The 22,920-nt window shown below is 38.1% G+C and carries 29 protein-coding genes and 1 pseudogene; 25 read left to right on the forward strand and 5 right to left on the reverse strand.

Features of this window, described 5'->3' with window-relative positions; genetic code table 11:
- Positions 1–137: 137 nt before the first annotated feature.
- The 10 genes and pseudogenes from H8S54_RS05230 to H8S54_RS05275 form a co-directional block, all read left to right on the forward strand.
- A complete protein-coding gene (locus H8S54_RS05230) occupies positions 138–875 on the forward strand; it encodes a cyclase family protein (protein ID WP_243164889.1) in 738 nt (245 codons plus the stop codon).
- Between the two features lie 41 nt (positions 876–916).
- A complete protein-coding gene (locus tag H8S54_RS05235; protein ID WP_161286439.1) occupies positions 917–1,606 on the forward strand; it encodes an aspartate/glutamate racemase family protein in 690 nt (229 codons plus the stop codon).
- Between the two features lie 1,182 nt (positions 1,607–2,788).
- Entirely contained in the window at positions 2,789–3,028 is a 240-nt protein-coding gene (locus H8S54_RS05240; protein ID WP_186582091.1) for an ErpK protein, read from the forward strand.
- 195 nt (positions 3,029–3,223) lie between these two features.
- Complete coding sequence (locus H8S54_RS05245) at positions 3,224–4,186, forward strand: helix-turn-helix domain-containing protein (protein ID WP_186582090.1); 963 nt, start codon at positions 3,224–3,226, stop codon at positions 4,184–4,186.
- Between the two features lie 113 nt (positions 4,187–4,299).
- Positions 4,300–4,896 carry an MptD family putative ECF transporter S component gene (locus H8S54_RS05250; RefSeq protein ID WP_161286433.1) on the forward strand — a complete coding sequence of 199 codons (597 nt, stop codon included), beginning with the start codon at positions 4,300–4,302 and terminating at the stop codon, positions 4,894–4,896.
- 3 nt (positions 4,897–4,899) lie between these two features.
- Positions 4,900–5,583 carry an energy-coupling factor transporter transmembrane component T family protein gene (locus H8S54_RS05255; RefSeq protein ID WP_186582089.1) on the forward strand — a complete coding sequence of 228 codons (684 nt, stop codon included), beginning with the start codon at positions 4,900–4,902 and terminating at the stop codon, positions 5,581–5,583.
- The gene (locus H8S54_RS05260) at positions 5,571–6,992 is read left to right on the forward strand and encodes an ABC transporter ATP-binding protein (protein ID WP_161286429.1); all 1,422 of its coding nucleotides are present in this window, start codon (positions 5,571–5,573) and stop codon (positions 6,990–6,992) included. Before H8S54_RS05255 ends, H8S54_RS05260 begins: the two co-directional genes overlap by 13 nt.
- On the forward strand, positions 6,985–8,751 hold the full coding sequence (locus tag H8S54_RS05265; protein ID WP_161286428.1) for an ABC transporter ATP-binding protein: 1,767 nt from the start codon (positions 6,985–6,987) through the stop codon (positions 8,749–8,751). The genes H8S54_RS05260 and H8S54_RS05265 overlap by 8 nt, the downstream gene beginning before the upstream one ends.
- Positions 8,736–10,469: an ABC transporter ATP-binding protein gene (locus H8S54_RS05270; RefSeq protein WP_186582088.1), complete on the forward strand. Its 1,734-nt coding sequence runs from the start codon at positions 8,736–8,738 to the stop codon at positions 10,467–10,469. The genes H8S54_RS05265 and H8S54_RS05270 overlap by 16 nt, the downstream gene beginning before the upstream one ends.
- 11 nt (positions 10,470–10,480) lie before the next feature.
- A pseudogene (locus tag H8S54_RS05275) lies at positions 10,481–10,633 on the forward strand (metal-dependent transcriptional regulator); the annotation flags it as partial.
- A gap of 209 nt (positions 10,634–10,842) precedes the next feature.
- Here the strand turns inward: H8S54_RS05275 and H8S54_RS05280 are convergent.
- Positions 10,843–12,222, reverse strand: a complete 1,380-nt coding sequence (locus H8S54_RS05280) for a relaxase/mobilization nuclease domain-containing protein (RefSeq protein ID WP_186582087.1) — start codon at positions 12,220–12,222, stop codon at positions 10,843–10,845.
- The gene (locus H8S54_RS05285; RefSeq protein ID WP_161286424.1) at positions 12,189–12,512 is read right to left on the reverse strand and encodes a MobC family plasmid mobilization relaxosome protein; all 324 of its coding nucleotides are present in this window, start codon (positions 12,510–12,512) and stop codon (positions 12,189–12,191) included. The genes H8S54_RS05280 and H8S54_RS05285 overlap by 34 nt, the downstream gene beginning before the upstream one ends.
- 251 nt (positions 12,513–12,763) lie before the next feature.
- Between H8S54_RS05285 and H8S54_RS05290 the strand changes: the two genes are divergently transcribed.
- Together H8S54_RS05290 and H8S54_RS05295 are read left to right on the forward strand one after the other, a co-directional pair.
- Positions 12,764–13,138: an MmcQ/YjbR family DNA-binding protein gene (locus H8S54_RS05290; protein WP_024720756.1), complete on the forward strand. Its 375-nt coding sequence runs from the start codon at positions 12,764–12,766 to the stop codon at positions 13,136–13,138.
- Positions 13,135–13,569, forward strand: coding sequence for a flavodoxin family protein (locus H8S54_RS05295; protein ID WP_024720755.1), 435 nt, complete (start codon positions 13,135–13,137; stop codon positions 13,567–13,569). Before H8S54_RS05290 ends, H8S54_RS05295 begins: the two co-directional genes overlap by 4 nt.
- A 57-nt stretch (positions 13,570–13,626) precedes the next feature.
- On the opposite strand, the gene H8S54_RS05300 is transcribed toward H8S54_RS05295, so the two are convergent.
- Positions 13,627–13,827 carry a helix-turn-helix transcriptional regulator gene (locus tag H8S54_RS05300; RefSeq protein ID WP_005344265.1) on the reverse strand — a complete coding sequence of 67 codons (201 nt, stop codon included), beginning with the start codon at positions 13,825–13,827 and terminating at the stop codon, positions 13,627–13,629.
- A gap of 56 nt (positions 13,828–13,883) precedes the next feature.
- A complete protein-coding gene (locus H8S54_RS05305) occupies positions 13,884–14,615 on the reverse strand; it encodes a helix-turn-helix domain-containing protein (RefSeq protein ID WP_024720754.1) in 732 nt (243 codons plus the stop codon).
- 194 nt (positions 14,616–14,809) lie between these two features.
- On the opposite strand from H8S54_RS05305, the gene dinB reads away from it, so the two are divergent.
- From dinB to H8S54_RS05330, 5 genes are all read left to right on the forward strand, one after another.
- A complete protein-coding gene (dinB, locus tag H8S54_RS05310) occupies positions 14,810–16,057 on the forward strand; it encodes a DNA polymerase IV (RefSeq protein WP_024728258.1) in 1,248 nt (415 codons plus the stop codon).
- A 14-nt stretch (positions 16,058–16,071) separates the two neighbouring features.
- Positions 16,072–16,284: a LexA family protein gene (locus H8S54_RS05315; protein ID WP_024720752.1), complete on the forward strand. Its 213-nt coding sequence runs from the start codon at positions 16,072–16,074 to the stop codon at positions 16,282–16,284.
- 12 nt (positions 16,285–16,296) lie between these two features.
- On the forward strand, positions 16,297–16,536 hold the full coding sequence (locus H8S54_RS05320; RefSeq protein WP_024720751.1) for a hypothetical protein: 240 nt from the start codon (positions 16,297–16,299) through the stop codon (positions 16,534–16,536).
- Between the two features lie 250 nt (positions 16,537–16,786).
- Positions 16,787–17,359: a hypothetical protein gene (locus H8S54_RS05325; protein ID WP_008688147.1), complete on the forward strand. Its 573-nt coding sequence runs from the start codon at positions 16,787–16,789 to the stop codon at positions 17,357–17,359.
- Positions 17,360–17,368: 9 nt separating this feature from the next.
- Entirely contained in the window at positions 17,369–17,740 is a 372-nt protein-coding gene (locus H8S54_RS05330; protein WP_008688148.1) for a hypothetical protein, read from the forward strand.
- Between the two features lie 76 nt (positions 17,741–17,816).
- Here H8S54_RS05330 and H8S54_RS05335 read toward each other — a convergent pair whose 3' ends face one another.
- A complete protein-coding gene (locus H8S54_RS05335) occupies positions 17,817–18,023 on the reverse strand; it encodes a DUF6219 family protein (protein WP_024720750.1) in 207 nt (68 codons plus the stop codon).
- Positions 18,024–18,202: 179 nt separating this feature from the next.
- Here H8S54_RS05335 and H8S54_RS05340 point away from each other — a divergent pair, with 179 nt between their 5' ends.
- From H8S54_RS05340 to H8S54_RS05375, 8 genes are all read left to right on the forward strand, one after another.
- A complete protein-coding gene (locus H8S54_RS05340; protein WP_008688152.1) occupies positions 18,203–18,520 on the forward strand; it encodes a helix-turn-helix domain-containing protein in 318 nt (105 codons plus the stop codon).
- 150 nt (positions 18,521–18,670) lie between these two features.
- The gene (locus H8S54_RS05345) at positions 18,671–18,883 is read left to right on the forward strand and encodes a sporulation initiation factor Spo0A C-terminal domain-containing protein (protein ID WP_024720749.1); all 213 of its coding nucleotides are present in this window, start codon (positions 18,671–18,673) and stop codon (positions 18,881–18,883) included.
- A gap of 4 nt (positions 18,884–18,887) precedes the next feature.
- Positions 18,888–19,319 (forward strand): hypothetical protein, encoded by a 432-nt coding sequence (locus tag H8S54_RS05350; protein WP_024720748.1) that lies wholly within the window; start codon positions 18,888–18,890, stop codon positions 19,317–19,319.
- A gap of 326 nt (positions 19,320–19,645) precedes the next feature.
- Complete coding sequence (locus tag H8S54_RS05355) at positions 19,646–20,119, forward strand: sigma factor-like helix-turn-helix DNA-binding protein (protein WP_172677496.1); 474 nt, start codon at positions 19,646–19,648, stop codon at positions 20,117–20,119.
- Positions 20,120–20,372: 253 nt separating this feature from the next.
- The gene (locus H8S54_RS05360) at positions 20,373–20,546 is read left to right on the forward strand and encodes a hypothetical protein (protein ID WP_227233637.1); all 174 of its coding nucleotides are present in this window, start codon (positions 20,373–20,375) and stop codon (positions 20,544–20,546) included.
- Between the two features lie 153 nt (positions 20,547–20,699).
- Positions 20,700–21,065, forward strand: a complete 366-nt coding sequence (locus H8S54_RS05365; protein WP_055057333.1) for a type II toxin-antitoxin system PemK/MazF family toxin — start codon at positions 20,700–20,702, stop codon at positions 21,063–21,065.
- A 136-nt stretch (positions 21,066–21,201) separates the two neighbouring features.
- Entirely contained in the window at positions 21,202–21,381 is a 180-nt protein-coding gene (locus tag H8S54_RS05370; RefSeq protein ID WP_008688169.1) for a hypothetical protein, read from the forward strand.
- A 77-nt stretch (positions 21,382–21,458) separates the two neighbouring features.
- Positions 21,459–22,871 (forward strand): recombinase family protein, encoded by a 1,413-nt coding sequence (locus tag H8S54_RS05375; protein ID WP_055057334.1) that lies wholly within the window; start codon positions 21,459–21,461, stop codon positions 22,869–22,871.
- Positions 22,872–22,920: the final 49 nt, after the last annotated feature.

Below are 22,920 nucleotides of genomic sequence, written 5' to 3' on the forward strand. Positions count from 1 at the left end.
AGATGTGTATAAGAGACAGGAGCGTAGAAATGATAAAGGGTAATCACATAACCTGCACGGAAAATAAGGAAAACGCATGTACTCTTTGTAAGAAGATAACAAAATGTTTTCAAGATTAATAATTAAGGGAGATGAAAATGGAGTTGTTGAGTTTATTGAATGAGCTGAAGCAGATGAAATGGATTGATTTGTCACATGAATTTGGTGAAAACACACCAAGATGGCCAGGTTTTGAGTCATTGAGGAAAGAGATTAAATTGGAATTTGGTGAATATCCAGTAAGAGCATATCAATATTCGTTTCCAGGGCAATATGGAACACATGTAGATGTACCAGGTCATGCTGATGTAAATGGACGCACCTTGGAAAAAATTGATATTAAGGAATGTGTATTGCCATTATGCGTAATTAATTGTAGTGATAAGGTTAAAATGAATAGTGATTATGCATTATCGCTAGATGATATTCATGATTATGAAAAGATTTATGGAAAAATTCCAAAGGGAGCTTTTGTTGCGATGAGGAGCGATTGGGGAAAAAGGTGGCCTAGTCAGGAAAAGTTTCAAAATATGGATGAATACGGAGAACAGCATTATCCTGGCTGGAGTTTAGAGGCTGTAAAATATTTAATTGAAAAAAGAGATGTTACTGCAATTGGACATGAAACATTTGATACAGATCCACCATTTTGCAAAGAACAGCGTTATTTCCAAGCGGAATGTTATGTCTTGAAACAAGACAGATATCAAATTGAGATGCTTACAAATCTGGATAAAATTCCGGAAAGAGGAGCTATTATATTCTGTATTTTTGTAAAGCAGACAAATGGAACGGGGTTCCCTGTTAGATGTTTTGCAATTTGCCCAAACAAATAATATATAATTTATGAGATTATAAAGAAAGGAATAGAATGCTCATGAAAAAAGCAGGTTTAATAGGAGGCATGAGCTGGGAAAGTACGGTGCCGTATTATAAAATAATAAATGAGGTAATCGGGCAACAATTAGGCGGATTATACTCTGCAGATTGCATTTTACATAGTATAAATTTCTATGAGATTGAATCAACAATATCAAAAGGAAATTGGGACAAATCGAATGAGTTATTAGCAAATGCAGCGGAAAGCCTTGAAAATGCAGGTGCAGATTTTATCGGTATATGTTCTAATACGATGCATAAATGTCTTCCGGCTATAAAAAAGAAGGTAAACTTACCTATTGTTCACATTGTTGACGCTACAGTGGAGGAGATGAAAAGAGAGGGAATGTCTGAAGGGCTGCTGTTAGGAACAAGATTTACAATGGAAGAATCGTTTAATAAGGAGCGATTTTATAAAAATGGAGTAAATATTATTATCCCTAGTTTAGAGGAGCGACAATTGGTACATGATATCATTTTTGCAGAATTATGTAGGGGTATTATAACCAATAATTCTAAAGAACAATACAAAAAAATAATATATAAGTACTGTAAAGGAAAAGAAACTGGTGTAATACTTGGGTGTACAGAAATAGGATTGCTAATTCAACAAAATTTCATGGATGTTCCGATTTTTGATACAACTCAAATTCATGCAAAAAAAATTGCGATGTATATGATTGAATAGTTTGTGTGAACAATGGTCGTTTGCGCCAGTCGAAAATATGCTTATAATATAGGGGAATAGTATATTCCGGATAAGTTTCCATCATCTGTTCGATAATATGGAAATCACTTTTGAGATTCACGTTTATGCATATTGAATCATAATTTCTATGAGAATATTGATAAAGACTGCTATATGTCGTAGTTGCGGCAAGGTCTTGATTAATATTCTTATAGAAAAAGCAATTTCCGAGTAACGAAACTTCGATTTCTATATTGGGGTGCTGATTTTGGGCTGCAAGAATATTCAATCAACTTTCGTTTTTGAAATAGCATTGAAGTGGTATCTACGATGTTTTGATGTGAAATGGATTCTGCGGTATATTGTTTCTGAACTTCCGAAAAAATCTCCCCTAAACAAATTTTAGGGCTAGTGAGGAATAAAAAATATTGATCGTTATGATCTGTATGGAACAACTGTCAGGAACCTGTTATACGAAGGGGATGCGAAAAAAAGAAATATCCACATTTACTACAGTGATGGAAAAGCATATGGTGAAAAACAGGAGATCAAGCAGAAGATACGCCGGCTGAAAAAATATCTAGACGGATGTGTTGGGAAAGAATGTGTAGCATTTGGGCCAGAGATCATGAAGTATTTTTACCTGAATTTTGAAAAGGATAGGAAGACGCTGAAGCTTGCAGAAGAGAACGCTTCAGCAGTAGAAAAGGAACTGTCTCCGGCAGGATATTTTGCCATTGTTTCATCAGAAAATATGACGCACGGGAAGCAATTGCGTTATATAAAAGCAGAGATGCATCAGAAAAACTGTTCCGCAGTGACAAATCTTATCTTGGAAATAAAAGCATGCGAGTATATAGTGATGAAGCATTGTCATTAAAGGTATTTATCCAGTTTATTGCCCTGATTCTGCGAAGCAGGATCTATTAGCATTAAAAGAAAAAAGCGAAAAAATGTTGAAAAGACCGAACTATCTAACAGTTCCAGCAGCATTAAAAGAACTGGAAAAGATAGTAATGATACGTCAGCTTGACGGCGTTTATCGTCTGGAGCATGCTGTCACCGCAACCCAGAAAACCATACTGGATGCCTTTGGTTTAAACGAAGGTAATGTACGGCATTAAGCGAAAGAAATCGAAAAATCCTACAGAGCAAGTAAGAAAAACATAGGATAAAAAAGATATGGCAAGAATGAGAAGAAGCAGCGAACAGACCCTGGAATACAAGATTGAACAGGCAGAAGCAAAGGTTGCAAAAACGAAAGAAGCACATGAAAAAGCGGTTGATGAATTAAAAAAACTGTACGATATAAGAATGGCATATCAGAGAGATGAACTGTTAAAAGCGATGAAAAACAGCAGCCGTTCTTATGGAGAGATCCTGACATTTATTACCTCAGGAGAGACATCAGAGGATGAGTAAAACAGGACTGAATAAGTCTATAAATAGGCACGACAGGTGAATTTAGCCTGGTTGTTTGGGGGAAATCCTACATTTAGGGGATTTATTTTCGGAAGTTCACATTGTTGATAAATTGACTTCGATAGATAAATAATATATACTTACGATTAGATACCACTAACTTTTGACTGTGAAAATGATGGAGTGCTTTATATTATGTATGAAAAAATCGAAGAAAATTATGGACTTTTTGATTCGGGTGTAGTTGTTCTTGAAAAGACTCAAAATGTGACGAAATATCAAATTGACTGCAATACACCGGATGGTACAATGGATTGTTACCATCTTTTTCAGGGCATTGATTTGGCTTATACGACTTTTTATGCTAATTCCTGCTTTCAACGAAAAAATTCACTTCCTCATATAATTGAAATTGCATATTGTAGATCGGGGCGATACGAATGTGAATATAAGCGAGGATTTATGACATATTTAGGTGAGAATGACCTTGCTGTGAGCATCATAAACTCACAAAGAAATGAGCCTATATTTCCTACGGGAATTTATGAAGGGGTGGCCCTTATTATCAATACCGACATCATAGGGGACTGTTTTCATGCTCCGGTTATTGGGCTTGAGATTGATTTCGCTGGACTTATTCAGAAATTTTGTTACGAACAATGCTGTGTAGTAATGAAAACGCCCCCTGAATTATTACATGTATTTGAAGAAATTTGTGATTGTACCTATAGAGGTAATCTTGGTTATTTGCGTTTGAAAGCACTGGAGATATTCTTTTTGTTGTCTAATTTATCAACGCAGGATAATATTGAAACCTCTGCATACTATTCTGGCGAGACAATTGCAAAAGTAAAGGCGTTGAAATCGGCTTTGATGGAACAGTTGGATAGAAAAATTTCTTTGCCAGAACTTGCCGAGCAATACGGATTAAGTCTTACTATGTTGAAAGATTGTTTTAAGGCTGTTTATGGAAAACCGGTGCATGCCTTTAGACGAGAATACAAAATGCAGGTCGCAACAAAACTTTTAACGACAACAGATATGTCCATTACAGAGCTTGCTGGGGAATTTGGCTATGAGAATCCAAACAAATTCTCGACTGCGTTCAAAGAAGTGATAGGTGTTTCTCCGAGAGCGTATCGGGCAAAAAACAAATAAATGGCTTTTTGGATAGAATTTGGCTGTTTGGGAAGGAAAAAAACGAGATTATGTTGTATTCTAATTGCGGTTAGTGAGGACTGACCGCACTATTTTTTAGGAGGAAATTTGTCATGGGAAACAAATTAAAAATGAAAGACATTATTACTTTGGCCATATTTAATGTGGCAATCCTTGTTGTTATGGTTGTAGTTAAGATGGTTATTATGATGGTTGCGACACCGGCATTTAACTATCTGGCATATGTTGGAGTCATGGCACTCTTTTGCGCTCCTTTGTATGTTGTTATGTCAAACAAAGTAGCAAAAACAGGAACTCTCTTTGTAACCGCATTATTTTCTGGTCTTATGATGTTGCTTTTTGGTTCTGGTTGGTTTCTGATTGTTGAACTAATTGTTGGTGTGATTTGTGAGTTGCTTATGTTGGGCGAGAATACATATAAGAATCCGATTAGAAATGGAATTGGTTATATTGTGTACTGGGTTCTGTATGCTGTTGGTAGTGCAATTCCGCTTTATCTGTTCAAAGATCAATATCTTGCAAGTCTAGCCGATTCTTATACGGAAGAAGGACTTGAAACGCTTGTATATTATGGTTCGCCCGCTATGGTTGCGCTCATTAGTGTTATAACGATAGTATTTGCCATTGTTGGTTATTTGATTGGCTGCTATTTCTTGAAAAAGCATATTAAAAAGGCAAAACTGGTGTAATCAATGGAAAAACTGGACATTAGAACACACTTAATTGTTTTAATCAGTGCTACTCTGTTTTGGTTTGTATTTCAAAGCAACGCGGAAATACATGGTCTAGTGGTTCTATGCGCCTTGTATATGTGTGTAGCAGGATATTGGGAGAAAGCTCCAGGCTTTATTATGACATATATTATTATGTTGTTGTTAGCTTATTTGACGGCTCCTATTATGGGGATTATGTATGTTGTTATTTGCACATTTGCACGTGCTATACCGCTGACGATGGTGGCTGCACCGATTCTGTATGCAAATCCGAGCCGCATGATGTATAGTTTTCAGCGAATACATGTTCCTAAGAATGTATTGGTAATGTTGTGTATATTGATTCGTTTTTTTCCAGTTATAGAAAAAGAAATGTTATCTATCAGGAACGGAATACGTGCAAGGGGTATTTTCCCTACTTGGTGGAGTATCCTAAAGAATCCTATTATGGCATATGAATGTTTTTTCGTTCCCTTGACGGTTCGATGTTTGAAATTATCTACTGAACTTGGGGCATCTGCGGAGCTGCGGGGATTGGATTCATCTAATCCCCGTTCCTGCATATACAATATTGGTTTTACTTACAGGGACATTTTGACAATTTTGGGATTTGTGTTAGGTTGCATTGGTGTTATGTTGGGGGTGAGAACTTGGTTGAGTTAGAAAGCGTTTCCTTTCATTATGGACGGGAAGATGCGGGAATGCTCCTGACCGGGGTAGAAGATATTTCTTTTAAAATTGAAAAGGGTCAGTGCGCTGTCCTGTGCGGACGTTCTGGAGCTGGAAAAAGTACTATTCTCCACCTGATTAGCGGGTTAGTTCCTGGATTTTACGAAGGGCAGTTAAAAGGCCGTGTTATAGTAAATAATGGTTTTCCCAGCAGTTTCACACCGGAAGAAAGGGTTGCAACACTGGGAGTAGTCTTTCAAGACCCTCGAAGCCAGTTTTTTATGGGAAAGGTACTTGATGAAATTGCATTTTCTGCTGAAAACATTGGGTTGTCTCCCGAACGAATATTACCGCAGGTTATGGAGTGCGCGAAGAGACTTGAAATAGAGTCCCTGTTGGAGAAAAAAGTCAATGAATTATCCAGTGGGCAGAAGCAACGTGTGGCGATTGCTGCCGCCACTGTATTCGCTCCGCCTGTATTGATATTGGATGAGCCAATTTCTAATTTGGATCGGGGCGGAATTAAAATCTTGCTTGAAATTTTGGGAGAGATAAAGCAGAATGGTACAACCATTATTATCAGTGAACATCGTCTGCATCAGTTTTTATCTATTGCGGATGTATATTTGCATATTGATGCCGGCAGATTGGTAAATAAATGGACAAAAGCCCAGTTTGAACGGCTTACTTGTAGTGATTTGATTGAGTGGGGCATCCGACATCCGGATTTGGCTGAATATGTACAAAGACCGCATCGACAGATTTTATCTGCTGATAAAGATTTGACTGTGGAGGGAATTTCTTTTCGGTATAAAAAAGCTGTGTGGGGAATTGAAGACTTGTCTTGCTGCTTTCCTGCCGGGACTGTTACTGCCATTCTTGGCAGAAATGGAATAGGGAAAACTACGTTTTGCAAAATTTTGTGTGGACTGTTAAAACAAAAGGTCGGAACAATAAAAAGAGAAAATCAGGTATTATCTTGCGCAGAGCGTCGTGCATCCAGTTATCTTGTTATGCAGGACGCGGATTATCAGATTTATGCGGATAGTGTCGGGAATGAGCTGGTATTAGGTAAAAAGGTAACAGAGGATTTGAGAAATCGTGCCTATGATGCGTTGGATGCCTTTCATCTGACCGCATTAAAGGATCGGCATCCAGCGTCTTTGTCTGGTGGCGAAAAACAGAGAGTAACAATAGCTGCCGCATATTGCTCGGATGCCGATATAATTATCTTAGATGAACCTACAAGTGGAATGGATGGAGAAGGTGTACTAAGTCTCTCAAAATGGGTAACATTCCTTGCCCAGAAAGGAAAAACCATTATCATTATAACTCATGATGATTTACTGTGTGATATGGCTTGTGACAACAGATTCTACATGGGAGGTAAGGAAAATGAATAAATCAGAAATTGCAAAACAGTTATTAGGTTTTATGCGTGCGCATAAAAATCAGTTTGTGCTGTCAATTCTGCTTGCTATTTTGGGCGTTGCTTCTGGTATGATTCCGTATTTTGCAATTGCCAGAATTATGCTTTATCTGCTGGAAGGTATAAGGGAGATGTCTATTTATGCCTTTTGGTGCATGATGGTGTTGCTCGGATTTTCTTTGAAAATTATTTTTGCGAATCTTTCAACTGCTGTATCACATACGGCAACATTTTATACATTGAAAGAGATTCGAATGCAGATTATAGATAAGCTGTCACGGGTTCCGATGGGCTATATCTTGGATCAATCATCGGGTAGTTTTAAAGACACGATTGTGGATAGGGTGGAAAGTATGGAGCCGATTCTTGCGCATTTAGTTCCTGAAATGACATCTAATTTGTTTGTGCCAGTATGTATGCTTGTTTATCTTTTTGTTCTAGACTGGCGTATGGCTCTTTTATCACTAGTTACGTTGCCCATAGGATTTTTCTGTTATATGGGAATGGCAAAAAATTATGAGGAACGGTTTTCTGGGCTTATAAAACGGGTTAAGAAAATGAATACAACAGTCGTTGAGTATGTGAATGGGATTGAGGTAATAAAAGCATTTAATCAATCTGCAAATTCTTATGAAAGATACTCTGATTCTGTGAAAGATAACGCCGATTATGCGGTTGGCTGGATGAAGGACACACAGCTTTTTATGTCGATGAGCAATACCATCTGGCCAAGTGTGTGGATTGCTATTTTACCGGTCGGAGGAATCCTTTACAAAGCAGGAATCCTTTCTGCTCCTGTTTTTTTAACCGTGATGATTTTATCACTTGGAATTGTTGGGCCAATTTTAGCGGCAATCAAATTTACGGATAGTGTAGCGCAGCTAGGAACGATAATAGGCGCTGTATGTAGTTTGCTGTCGGCTCCCGAAATGAAGCGCCCTTCTATACAGACCGACATACAGGATTTAACGATAAAATTTCAGGATGTTTCTTTTTCCTATGATGAAAATGTGGAAGAGCCTGTTTTGAGTCATGTTAATCTTATATTTCGCCCTAACACTATGACTGCGATTGTGGGACCGTCAGGTTCCGGAAAATCCACCATTACGAAACTTATTACTGGTTTTTGGGAAGTGACATCAGGCAAAATCACGTTGGGTGGCAAGGACATTCGGCAAATGCCGCTTTCACAACTCACATCGTATGTATCTTATGTTTCACAGGATAATTACTTATTTGATGTGAGTGTGCGTGAAAATATCCGAATGGGTCGTCTTACGGCAACAGATGATGAAGTAGAGGAAGCAGCCAAAAAATGCGGTTGTCACGATTTTATTGTAGAGCTGGAGCATGGCTATGAAACAGTTGTTGGCAGTGCAGGAGGACATTTGTCAGGCGGAGAACGGCAACGAGTAGCGATTGCGCGGGCAATGCTCAAGAATGCACCGATTGTAATTTTTGACGAAGCGACCGCTTACCTTGACCCTGAAAATGAGAGTTTAGTGCAGGATGCAATTTCAAATTTGGTTCGAGGGAAAATGTTGATTATGGTTGCACATCGTCTTTACACTGTAACAGGGGCAGACCAGCTTGTTGTGGTAAATGACGGTCGGATAGAAGCGACTGGAACACATGAGGAGTTGCTTGAGGTTTGCCCACTATATAAACAAATGTGGATGGCTCATATTGGTAGCCGTGATGAAGGAGGTGCAGACAGATGCTTACCGCATTGAGAAAAATATATGACTTTGCAGGAAATTGGCAGGGAGTATTAAAGAAATCTGTTGCTTTCAGTCTGTTGCACTCCATTTTTGATATGTTTCAGATTGCTGCGCTTTTTTTGATTTTAATTGGTTTAACGGAAGGAATGACATTGCAAATAATAGTATTTACGTTATTACTTCTGATTATCGGCATATTGGGGAAAATTTATTGCAGTTATATTTCTGATTTTTCGCAAACGAAGGTTGGTTATTATATGTGTGCGGAAAAGCGGATTCATGTGGGTGATCGCATGAAATATATGCCGATGGGGTATTTTAACGATCATAGTCTTGGAAAGCTGACTTCGGCTGTTACTACAACAATTGGAGATGTGGAAAATAACGCACCGTCTGTTTTAATTACAGTTGTTCACGGATTTGTTCATGTAGTTGTTATTACTATCGTGATGTTTTTCTTTGACTGGCGCATAGGTTCTTTATGTTGCTTGGGAATTCTTCTATTTTTAGTATGCAATTCAATGATGCAGAAAAAATCACAGAAAATATCGCTGGAAAGGCAACGTGCACAGGAAGATTTGGTTGGTGCTACATTAGAGTACATACAAGGAATGAATATTGTAAAATCATTTAATCTTGGTGGTAACTCCAATCAAAAAATGAAACAGGCCATAGAAGAAAGCAGGGTTCGTAATACAAAACTGGAAACTGTTTTTATTCCTTATGGTGCTGCACAACAGTTTGTGTTAAGATTAATAAGTGTATCTATTATGTTCTGTTCTATTTTGTTTTATTTGCAAGGCAGTATGACACTTGTGTATTGCCTATTGATGTGTGTGGCTTCATTTTTGATTTTTAGTGAATTAGAAAAAGCGGGCGGTAAATCATTTGCGCTTCGTCTCATTGAAAGCTCGATTGATAAAATAAATGAGATTGATGAAACGCCGATTATGGATTTGTCGGGACAAAATATAACGCCTCCAAATATGGATATTGAATTAAAGGATGTTAGCTTCTCATATGGTGAACATCAAATTTTCCGATGTATTAATCTTTCCGTTCCAAGCAGAACAACGCTAGCAATAGTCGGACCATCAGGAAGTGGAAAAACAACATTGTGTAGTTTAATTGCACGATTTTGGGATGTACAGTCTGGAAGTATTACTTTAGGCGGTACGGATATACGAGATTATACGTTAGATAAATTGCTTTCTAATTTCAGCATTGTCTTTCAGAATGTTTATTTATTTGCTGATACGATTGAAAATAATATCCGTTTTGGAAAGCCGGATGCCAGTCACGATGAGGTTGTCCGGGTTGCTAAGAAAGCTTGTTGCCATGATTTTATCATGGCACTGCCCAAAGGTTATGATACTGTGATTGGTGAAAGTGGTGCAACTCTTTCTGGTGGTGAAAAACAGCGTATTTCCATTGCCAGAGCGATTTTGAAAGACGCACCTATCGTTATTTTGGATGAGGCAACTTCCAGTGTTGATCCTGAAAATGAATCCGATTTACAGGCAGCCATTGAAAGTTTGACAGAAAGTAAAACGGTTATTACGATTGCCCATCGCTTGAAAACAGTCAAAAATGCGGATCAGATTGTAGTAATTGCAGATGGAAAAATTACACAGCGTGGAACGCACGAACAATTGAAAATGCAATCTGGTATTTATGCGGATTTTATCAATATTCGTCATAAAACAACGGGCTGGAAATTGGTTCAGTAAAGGAGGCGATTATGAAACTTCATGTATCCGGAGAAGATTATTTGGAAGCTATACTTGTATTACAAAAGAAAAGTGGTATGTTGCGTTCTATTGACCTTGCCCGGCACATGGGATTTAGCAAACCCAGTATCAGTCACGCAGTAGGCGTATTAAAGAAAGAAGGATTGCGAAACAAAAGAAGCAGCAGAGGCGAGCAAAACAGAAAAAAGAAACAAGAGATAATCTGGCTAAAGAAGAAATCTTGAAAGATGACAGATTTTTCGTTATTGCCGGTTATACCTCCTGAGGTGCACCGTATGGTGTCACCTGGGAGGAAATGGGGCTGAAACCTTGGGATGATGTGGAAGAGAATAATTGGGTTGTCAGTGCAATTTCATTTATCTCTTGTGACAGAAACAGATTCCCGTTTTGCCTGAAGTAAGTCAGAACTGATCTCAGGAGCATCGAGCAGTGCAGTGAAATTTTGCTGAATGATCTCTAGGGTTTTCTGCTTTTTCTGCAATTCCTGTTTTTCCCGGACAGTAGCATCCTGTTCAGATTCAAGATTTTCAATCCGCTTCTGGATTTTATTAGAGCTTGGGATTTTGGTGACACCGAGATCCTGAAGCTCTTTTTTTAGTGAATCGTGGAGCTGGTATTCTGTCTGATGCTTGGTCCGGTATGCTTTTGGATTTTTAGAAAATTTGCAATCTTCAATCACTTTACGGCAGAGACGGTAAGAATCACAGTGTTTCTGGATGACTTTCTGTGTAGTCAGTTCATTGCTGATTTCCACTATCTTCTGATCGGCAGCTTTAACAGAAGCTTCAATGTCAGAAACATGCTGCTGGAAATCTTCATAATTCAGCAGGTTATTTTCAGAAAGATAGTTGAAGGTACGAGCCGCTTCTTTCAGGTTATTGAGTTTTGCCCATCGTTCAAATCCTTCACGATTGCCTGTTGTTACATAGGTGGAAATATTGATATACAGGCGAGCTTCTCTGGACAGATGCCTTGGAGTTTTTACTTTGTTACGATTTTTAGCCAGACGGATGCGGACATTTTCTTCTGAATAATAGTTTCCAAGAGATTTTATATAAGTAAAGTTTTTCTGCTCCGGTGCACGGAAGGATAAATGTTTTCCCTGTCGAACTTCATATCCTGCTAACTGCATCTTTTGTAGGAATTCCTCATAGTTGATGGAAGTCCAGATTGCTTTATCAACTGCGACACGCAGTTTGGCTTTCCAGCTGGTGCCACGATGGTATTCCATGTTCTCTTTATAGCTTTTACCTTTTTCTCCGGTTGGCATACTGGTGACAAGTCCATTTTCATGGCAGATACGATTACTGATTCTGCAGAGTTTGTGGTAGCTCCGCTTATTGGAAACATACTTGTGATGATCAACAAAGCTTGCAGCGTTGAAGATGATATGATTGTGAATATGATTTTTGTCAACGTGTGTGCTGATCACGTACTCATATTTTCCTTTCAGCACTTCGTCAGCAAATTGTTGACCTAAGCGATGGGCAGTTTCGGCATTAACTTCTCCAGGTTTAAATGACTGGATCAGATGAAATGCCAGGTTATCGCCTTTGTCCATTACGTTCTTTTTTGCTGCTTCTCTGGTGAGAGCAAATTCCAAATCCGCAGTTTCCGGGGAACAGCCAAAACTGGAAACTAACAGTTTTTCATCTGTTTTATCTGGATTCGTGATGTAGTCCAGAGCTTTCTTGTCTGTTACTTTAATGGGGAAGATCTTAAGATACGCCATAATTCTTTCACCATCTCTTTCAATTCTTGCATTTCTTCTGGATATAGATCTCCGGTGGTATTTACCTTTTTTGCAATCTGGTTGATATTTACACCAATCTTGTGCATTTCCTCATACTGTTTCTTAAGTGGAGTGGTATCTGTGTTGACGATGTAACCGTCGATTGCCATTTTGCGCAGATAAGCTCCCATGTTTTTTGTCTTTGATTCTATCATCTTCCTGCGGATTAGCTTTCGTTCTTCTTCGGTGACATAGAAATGGATTTCTTTGTTTCTCTTTCTTTCAGCCATTGGCGGGTTCTCCTTTCTGAGAGGGCAGTAGTATCGTTGCTTTCAGCGTTTTTTTCAATTTAGGGCAGGGTTCCCTAAATTGGGATTTCCCGGAAGTGTATCCTCACTTCCTGTCCTTGCTGTTTTACCCCTCTATTAGTTAAAGTCAGGAGAACCGGAAAAATGCAAAAGAATTTGGCAGGTAGTATGGGATACGAAAATGTGGTATGATTATGGGCAGGATATCAGAAAAATCAGGAGTTGAATAGATTGTGAAGAAAGAAGAAATTTTTGAATATGTGCAGAAACAGTATGGCACAATGCCGGAATATTTATGGAGTAAACTATCGGACAGTGCAGTACTTCGACATAAAAATGGAAAATGGTATGCAGTGATCATGACGGTTGAAAAATCGAAACTGGGATTAGAGGGAAATGATCTGGTTGACATTATGGATGTAAAGTGCAATCCAGAAATGACCAGCATGATTATTCAGACTTATGGATTTTTACCAGGATACCATATGGATAAACAGCACTGGATCACGATTTTACTGGATGGTTCAGTCAGTGAAGCGAAGATATTGGACTTTTTGGATATGAGCTATGACCTGATTGACGGAGCAGACGGAAAGGAAGAAAAATGAGAACAGCGATAGTATACGCATCTGTGCATCATGGAAATACAGAAAAATTAGTAAAGAGGATCGCAGAAGAATGTCAGGTGGATTTGATTGATGCTGTGAAACAGCCAGATGCAGACCTGAGCAGTTATGATATGATTGGGTTTGCATCAGGAATCTATTTTTCAAAGTTTCATCAGTCGATATTGGAATTTGCAGAGAAGAATCTACCGGACGACAAAAAGATATTTCTGATCTGTACTTATGGCGGGAGTGCGAATTATAAAACCATAGAGCAGATTTTGGATAAAAGACATGCCAGTGTGGTTGGAAAATTTGGTTGTAAAGGGTATGACACATTCGGACCATTTAAACTGGTTGGAGGTATTGCTAAAGACCATCCGAATGAAGAAGATATGAAAAACGCAGCGGATTTCGTAAAAGGATTACACTGATTTTTGAGCAAAAGGAAAACCGGGGATTTTACTCCTCGGTTTTCTGGCAGCTGTGTTTCAGTCTTCAACCTGAAAAATATCTTCTACAGGCACTTTCAGGTAATGTGCCAGCCGGATTGCAATCTCAAGAGAGGGATTACGTTCTCCACGTTCGATGCGGCCTATAGTCTGGCTGCAGGAACCTATGGCTTCAGCCAAATCTGCTTGAATGAGATTCCGTTCTTCACGAATATCTTTTAGTGTATTATTGATTGCCATTCAATCACTTCCTTTGCTTATTGTTATCAGCAGGATCATGAACCTGCTGTTGAAGTCTAATGAAATCCCGGAATTTCTGCACCTTTGCATTTCCCGATTACTTTTCCAAAAATCTTAAAAGAGTCAGATTCCAAAACCTGGATAGGACGATATTTTTGATTTAAAGAAATCAGATAAACACCATCTGGCTCATCGTGTAATTCCTTGATGTAAGTATTGCCGTTGAGATAGAAGATTCCAATTTCACCATTAGCAAGAGAATCTTTTTTCTGAATCCATGCAACATCGTCTGTATGATAAAGTGGCTCCATACTGTCACCGGAAATCCGTACACCAAAGTCAGTCTGCTCAGGAGCAAGGTGTCCTACATCATAGGTTTCTTTTACAGAATCCTCCAGGTAATTTCCAGTACCAGCAGAAACTGGTTCCCAGGTAATTTCTACAGGATGATGGAATGGGATAATTTTTGCAGACAGTGGAGAAAACTTTTTAGAAGCTTTCAAAATATCAGCAAATTCAATCAATTTATTTCTGCCTTCTTCATTCAATCCACTCATAATGTTATATGGGTTTTCTCCAAAGAAGGATTCATATATATCTTCGATATCAAGTAACTGGCAAAGTGTCAGGAAAACATGTAAAGCTGGTTCTCGTGCATTGGTCTCCCATTTGGAGATTGCTTTTGTAGTGACCTGAATACCTTCCTGAGAAAGCAGGTCTACCAGATCTGATTGAGAGTATCCTTTCTTTTTTCTATTTTCTGCTAATATTTCCCCGAAATCACGCATTTGTTCGCCTCATTTCTATTTGAATTTTCTATATGCATTATACCGTATGTTAGAAATAAAATCAACAATAATCTCCAAAATGGAGAAAATACAACCAAGATGTTACTTGACTATCTCCGGAATGTCGATATATACTAAACATACAAAAATTGATAAGACATCATGTTGAAGGAAACAGCTGGGAGGTGAAAAGTTTGAGTGAGCGTGTGATCCTGCATAGTGATATGAACTGTTTTTATGCCAGTGTAGAAATGCTGCATCATCCGGAATTTGCCGGAATGCCGCTGGCAGTCGGTGGCGATCCGGAAGCCAGACATGGGATTGTGCTGACAGCAAATTATATTGCAAAGCAAAAAGGTGTAAAGACCGGAATGGCATTATGGCAGGCAAAACAGATTTGTCCGGAAATCATATTTGTACCACCACGGATGGATTTGTATTTGAGATTTTCAAAGATGGCAAGAGAAATCTATTCGGAGTATACGGACAAGATTGAGCCATATGGAATTGATGAAGCCTGGCTGGATGTATCGGACAGCAGAAATCTGAAAGGAAGCGGAATGACGATTGCAAGAGAAATCAGCCATCGGATTAAATACGAACTGGGTGTAACGGTAAGTATTGGAATTTCCTGGAATAAGATTTATGCGAAACTTGGTTCAGATTATAAAAAGCCGGATGCAATCACAGAGTTTAATCGAGAAAATTATAAAGACAGGATATGGCAGCTTCCAGCGTCAGATTTGCTTTATGTCGGAAGACAGACAAATAAGAAATTGCAAAAACTTGGAATCCGGACAATCGGGCAACTTGCGGAATCAGACGAAAAGTTGTTAGAGAGTCATTTTGGAAAAATAGGAAATGTATTATGGGCTTTCGCAAATGGCTGGGATGAAGATCCGGTTTGCAAGGAAGGATATGAAGCACCAGTAAAGTCGATAGGTAATAGCACTACAACACCGAGAGATCTGGAAAATGATCTGGATGTCTGGATCATTCAAATAGCATTGGCAGAAAGTGTAGCTGCACGATTGCGGAAACATGGATTTAAATGCAAAACAGTAGAAATTACAGTTCGAGATAATCGATTGTATAGTTTTTCCAGACAGATACATTTACGACAGCCAACGAATATTACAAACGAGATTGTAACTGCAGCATTTCAGCTATTTAAAGATAATTACAAATGGGAACATCCCATTAGAAGCCTGGGAATCCGAGCTGCGGATCTTGTGTTAGATGATATTCCCGTGCAGTTGGATTTATTTGGAAATCAGGAGAAAAAGGAAAAGTTAGAGAAGCTGGATCGTACTGTAGATGAGATCAGACGACGGTTTGGTTATTTCAGTATACAGCGAGCGGCAATGTATCAGGATAAAGTCTTATCCCACTTAGACGCTGGTACGCACACGATCCATCCACATAGTTATTTCCATGGGTAATTGGAGGGATAGATTTGAAAAAAGCATTAACCAGAAAACAGGAAGAAAGTTATCAGTGTATTTTACGATATACCAATGAACATGGATATCCACCGACAATACGGGAATTTGGAAAATTGATCGGGGTGAAATCAACATCATCAGCATTTTCCAGAATCAAGCAGTTGGAGTTAAATGGATATATCCGCAGAATCCCGGCATCGCCAAGAGCAATTGAGATTTTATAGTGAGGTGTCGGCATGAACAAAGTATATGTAGATGTAGTAGCAGAGTTTCGGAAAAACGGACAGCTGGTTCCCATATTTTTTACATGGGAGGATGGAAGAAAGTATAGCATTGACAGAATTTTGAAAATCGAGCGATGCGCCAGCAGAAAGGCAGGCGGTGTAGGAATGATGTACACCTGTATGATACAAGGGCAGGAAAGCCACTTGTTTTACGAAGTGGATAAATGGTTTATGGAGAGAAAAACAGCATAAGGAGAGCTTGGTATAGACGATATTATTTGGATTATTAACCGGCAGGGATAGTCACTTTCCCTTTTTATTCCTGCAGGTTTTACATAAGAAGATGGATTCCGGTCAGCAAAGGCAGCTCCCACAATGCCTTTTGGATATCCGCTTCTGCAAGTTGTAGTAAGTAATTGCTTCCCATCAAAATCATGGGGAAAGCGAACTGGTCTGAAAGACCGCCAGTTAGTGTGATGATGATAAGGAGATTTTGAAACTGATGACAGACAGAGATTATGCAATTAAATCAATGAAAGAGATTACCTTCCAGATGGCAAGCCATGCACAGGATTATTTGGAAGTAACGATTGAAAGACATTATACTGATATTAAAGAATTGATGACAAGCTATCAGAAATTGATTTTGGAAAATCAGATTGTGTTAGAAGAACTGGATATGGAGTGCCAGGAGAAAATCAATGAAGATATGGCATATGCGTTGAGTTATCTGAGCATTTATAACAATCAGCTGAATGTGCCAAAGATGCACCGGGAAATGAATAACCTGATGATCATTTATGGCTTGTCAGATATGATCTATCGTGGAATGACACTGGTTAAGTTCTATGCACCGAATGGTGTGATGCTCAGTGAGATCCTTCATTCCTGTTTTTGCAGTCATTATAATAAGACAGATGTGGAAGTACAACAGGAGTTAGGAATAGGCAGGACTTCATTTTATAAAATGAAGAAGCAGGCACTTGGGTATTTAGGATTTTATTTTTATGAGATCGTGGTACCGCAGGCAAAGGATAAAAGATTTAAACCGTCACTGGGCGTAGAGGAAGAGTAGGTGAATAATATGAGATACGAAGATTCGATGAAAGGTGTAGCTGATCAGATAATCAAAGAACAGCAACGAGCCAGTAAAATTAAAAACAATCCAGAAGAGTTCCATTGGCATGACGAATATGCAACGTTGAATTTCTTTCGGTTTATCTGCAAAAATATCGGTAACTTGGGAAATGGAGAAATTGAAAAAATGGTCACACGCTTAAAGAGCATAGATCAGAAAGCAGTGGAAAACCATGTGAATGGTGCTGTTTGGGCATTTGATTATGATAAGATGTTCTGTGTATTGATGGAAAATGAAATTTGCCGAAAGGTGTGTGAAAAGAATAAATATAATAGTTGGACGAAGCTGATTGGACAGTATTGTATTTCAATGGCTTAAAGATAAAGAAAGTTGCTGGAGAGAAAAAATATTCTCCAGCAACTTTGTCTTTGATGAATAAAGGTCAAATTTTCATTTAACTATTCTCACTATTATTTGATTCAGTGATTTTTTTCTTCTTTGGAGAAACCAGTTTGTGACCGGAATAAATGGACATGCCAATACAAAGCAATGAAGAATAGGCAAAGTATTTATGTGCAGTCATAGATTTTTTGATTCCAGAATAAATGCATCCCAACATACAGAAAAGTGCGCCTAAGGACCAGTATTTATGTGATTTCATGATTTGATACCTCCTTTGATTTAACTGATTCAATCATAACGCTTTTTTACGAAAATGCAAAGAAAATCTTGAAATATAGTTCTATAGAATTAGAACTTGGTTTTGCGATTCTGTATATTGAAGACATCCACAAGTATACTAAATCCAGAACGATTATTCGTTCCGGAGGAGGTGTTACGATGGATTTGAAAGCAGTAGGACAGCGAATCAAATCGGCACGAGAAGCAAAAAATCTCACACAAGAGGAACTGGCTGCATTAGTAAATTTAAGCCCGACGCATGTGAGTGTAATAGAGAGAGGCTTGAAAGTTACAAAATTGGATACCTTTGTTGCAATTGCAAATGCGTTAGATGTTTCTGCAGATACTCTTTTAATTGATGTTGTGGCACATTCAGTTACAGGTGTTACAAATGAACTGACAGAAAAAATTGAAAAACTTCCAATCAAAGAACAGAAAAAAATCATCAAAGTAATTCACACATTATTGGAAGAGTGATATGACAAACTGGGAAGAGCAAGTAGCTCTTCTTTTTTTGACCATTTATTCAGATTTAAGTTGTAAAGTGTCTTTTCATGATAATAGAAATATGCTAAATTGGTTCTATAGAACAAGTTGTAAATCCAGTTATATATCGGAGGAAAATGAATGAGAGAAAAAACTATTTATGAGAAGATTGCAGAAAAGTACAACACAACACCAGAAGAAGTACGCAGAGAAATGCAGATAGCCATAGATGCAGGATTTGATAATCCTGATCCGGCTGTGCAGGAAGAATGGAAGAAAATGACACTTAAAGGAGAAAGACCTACACCGGAAGAAGTAATCAATTACGCAGTAAAAAAACTAAAAGGAAAATAAAAATATGAAGAAAAAGATAATTGCATTGATTTCAGGAGCAGTGATCTTGATAATTGCTGCAGGAAGTATTTATGGGAAATCTGAATCTGGTCATAAGGAAGGCGAACCGGATGTAGTTGGAACATTTTCCGTAAATCGGGATGAAAATTTAACCGTGGTTGCTAACCGGAAAAATATTGAGGATAGAGAAGCGTTTGTAAGAGAGCTTTTGCAGATGTACAAGGATGATTCTTTTTATTCGACAAAATTCTCCACAGACAGGGGATATGCGACGAGTCTTGATATGAACATCTATTTATGGAAAGAGGATATTGAAGATGGGGAATCGGTAATGACAGCCGAATACAGACCTGTAGAATATGGAAAGGACTATGATGTAGTCAATAATCCTGATAAATTTCAACTATATATAGATGGAAAAGAAGTAGAAGAATAACACGGTGAACTTTTTATACTGAAATATGTACGATTCCAATAATGATATGAACTTATGGGAACATATTGCGGATACTTTGTGAACTTTATCCTGATACAATGATTATGCTGATGAAAGAAGGCATAGATAACTGAATACAAGAAAGAGACGAAAGCCTCAGTAGTTAAGAAAAAACTACTGGGGCTTTTTTTCGTGCCTGAATTTCTCAGCCAATAACTGCGGGCGTATCCCGGCAGGATAAAGGCGGAGCAGGCATGATTCTAAACAGAGGTCCGCCTTCTGGATTTGAAACGAGCAACAAGATTTCAAATTCAGGAGGAACGGATATGTATATTGAACACCCATATTTTTATGAAGGAAAGTATTACGCAAATATTGATGGAGAAATGATCGAGATTACAAAAGAAGTTGCGTATGCGATGAATAATTTTTATAGAAGCAGCAAGGCAAAAAAAGTTGAGATTAAGAACGAACTGGGTGAGGTTGTGGATAAGATGCTGAGAGAAGTACCTTACAGTGGTCAGTCCATTGATGGAGAAGGCTTCATGATTGAGGATTTTCCAGATCTGAACTGCGATGTGGAGCACTGTGTACTGACAAAAATGGAACAGCAGGATATTCACAAAGTGATCAATCAGCTGAACTCAGAGGAACGCATGATTATTTATGGCATTTTCTTTGAAAACAAGACACAGACACAGATGGCGGAGATTATGGGGATTTCCAGACAGATGCTGTCATACAAGCTGAAATCCACTCTTAATAAGATGCGTGAAATGTATATGAATAAATTTTTTTAAAAAATTTTTCAAAATCTTTTGCATCTGCCAAAGTCATTTGACTTTAGTAATTAGAGGAAGTTAAAGGACTTCCTAAAATGAACCATGATAACTGAATATCCAATAATAACTGACGTGACATTTCATGCAGAGAGCACGAGGAAGATGCCGCTATAGGATTATAAGACAAAACCAAGATTTTTAGTTCAGTCTGTAATGCTGCGAAAAAGCACTGACCGAAGCCAGCTGGCAGGCTGGTGATGCGATGATATGTATGAGATGCGATACACTTGCAGATCCTGAGAAGTCTGTAACTGGTAAACCTATGAACTGCTGGAGCCTGGAAACGAGAGTTTTTGGGTTGTGGTCCGGAGTATGCATTCGGGCAGGTTATTATTCCCTTCCTGCATATGCAGGAGTAACGATTCGGGGTATCGAGGATAAATAGAATCGAGCGAGCACTGTTTAATAATCAAATTGGCTATAGAGGTTATGCGGCAGAGCTTTCCTTATGGGAAAGAAACTCTGCCGTATTCCTGTGGAGCCAATATAGCGCTATGGATGCTTTACAAATAAAAATAATAGATTGGAGAGAGGACAAATGACAATCCGCAGAGGAGATATTTTATGGGCAGATCTCGGTATGTTTCCTACAACATCTGTTCAGGGTGGTGTAAGACCGGTGATCGTAGTGAGCAATAATAAAGCCAATACATACAGTTCAGTCATTACAGTAGTTCCGCTGACATCAAGAATATATAAGAAGCGATATTTACCAACACATGTATTTATCAGTAAATACGATATGACAGGGATTCGAAAAGGAAGCCTGGCATTGGCTGAACAGGTTATGAGCATTTCTACAAAATGCATTATTGAGAAATGCGGAAGAGTAAATAAGTGGAGCCTGGATCGGGTGCTGAAAGCGGTACGGATTCAAATGGGAATGAACGAAAGCGAGAAATGATATTCCTGCTTTCGACAATTCAACAGAAAACGACGTCATAAAATGTAGACAACACAAAAGAATGACAATACAGGACGAGAGGTTCTGGTGATTTTTTAGAGACGATTGAATATGATTTATAAAGGGAGGGATTGCGATGGCATTAAAAATTGTAAGAAGATATGATGCAAATGGTAATGTGATCGAAGATAAAGATTTAGAAAGATTCAAATTGGATTCCCCGGTAGTTCGTCAGATCTTATATCAGATGAATAAAGAGATGGGAGCAGTTGATAATATTAAAGTCGATGCAGCTGAAAGAAGAAATTTTATATAACTTACTTTAATAAATAAAATAAGTTGAAATTTCTCTGAAAAGATGGTATAGTGTACGTGAGAGGAGGAAAGAGCGAGGTGAGAAACATAAGAATTGGAAAGAATACCTCAAATAATAAAAAAACAGGATTGTATATCAGAGTTTCTACAAATTTTCAGTTTGAAGAAGGATATTCAGTAGGTGCTCAGACGGAGAAGCTTGAAAAGTATTGTAATTATCAGGAGATTGATAATTATGATTTGTATATTGACGGTGGCTATTCAGGAAGCAATTTGAATCGACCGGAGATGAAACGTCTTATTAAAGAAATTCAAGAGGGCAAAGTGGAATCAGTTGTAGTTGTTAAACTTGATCGTTTGTCCAGAAGCCAGAAAGATACGATTTATCTTCTTGAAGATGTGTTTGAAGCAAATGATGTTGGATTTATTTCTTTAAATGAGAACTTTGATACAACAACACCATATGGAAAAGCAATGGTAGGTATCTTATCTGTATTTGCTCAGTATGAACGTGAAAACATTCGTGAACGTACACAGATGGGAATTACAGAGAGAATCAAAACCGGAAAATGGAGAGGGACGAAACCACCATTTGGTTATGACTATAATAACGGTGATGACGTTCTTGTGCCAAATAAAGATGCAGAAACAGTCAGAAAGATTTTTGAATTATATAAGGAAGGCTATTCCACGTATGCACTGGCAAAGATGTTCGATTTAAAAGGAGACAAGCAAGTGTCCGATATGTTGTCCAGAGTGACATACATTGGAAAGCTCAAATATAATAAAGAAATCGTTGATGGTCTTCATGAGCCGATAGTTGATAAAAAACTGTTTGATGAAGTTCAGGAATTACGAAAAACAAGAACGAGAGCAACTTCTCATAAATCACAGTATTTACTTACTGGGTTAATATATTGTGGATTATGTGGGGCAAAGATGCGTTATCAAAAATGGAGCGGTGGAAGAGTGATGATTTACTGTTACTCATTAGACCATAGTAAACCGCACTTGGTTAAGAATCCAAATTGCCAGAACGGAAAATTGGATGCAGCTGAAGTTGAAGATGTTGTTGTTAGTGATATGCTGAAATTATCAAAGGAGTATGAGGTAATCGAGGAAAAATCAGAACAGCAAAATCAAAAAGGATTTGAAGCTATGAACCAGAGAAAATCAGTTCTTGAAGGTAAGCTGAAATCCCTGTATAATTTATATGCATCCGATACCAATAATAGTGTCCTGCTGGAGACAATTGGTGAGATCAATAAAGAACTGGAAAATCTGAATACACAGATAGAACAGTACACATTAAAGAACACCAGAGCTAAAGATATGACAGCAAGAGCTAAAGCATTCAAAAGTGTTGCTGACAGCTGGGAGTTCATGTCTTTCAATGAAAGACAGAAGACTGTACGTGAATATATCAAAAAGATTAAAATATCGAATGATTATGTTGAAATTGAGTATAATGATCTTTTGACACTACAGTAAATTACATTTCTATAGTTAATACATCGCAAGGGGATATATCTTCTTGCGT

Origin of the sequence: Blautia segnis, from assembly GCF_014287535.1 — a bacterium.
GTDB classification, from domain to species: domain Bacteria; phylum Bacillota; class Clostridia; order Lachnospirales; family Lachnospiraceae; genus Blautia_A; species Blautia_A acetigignens.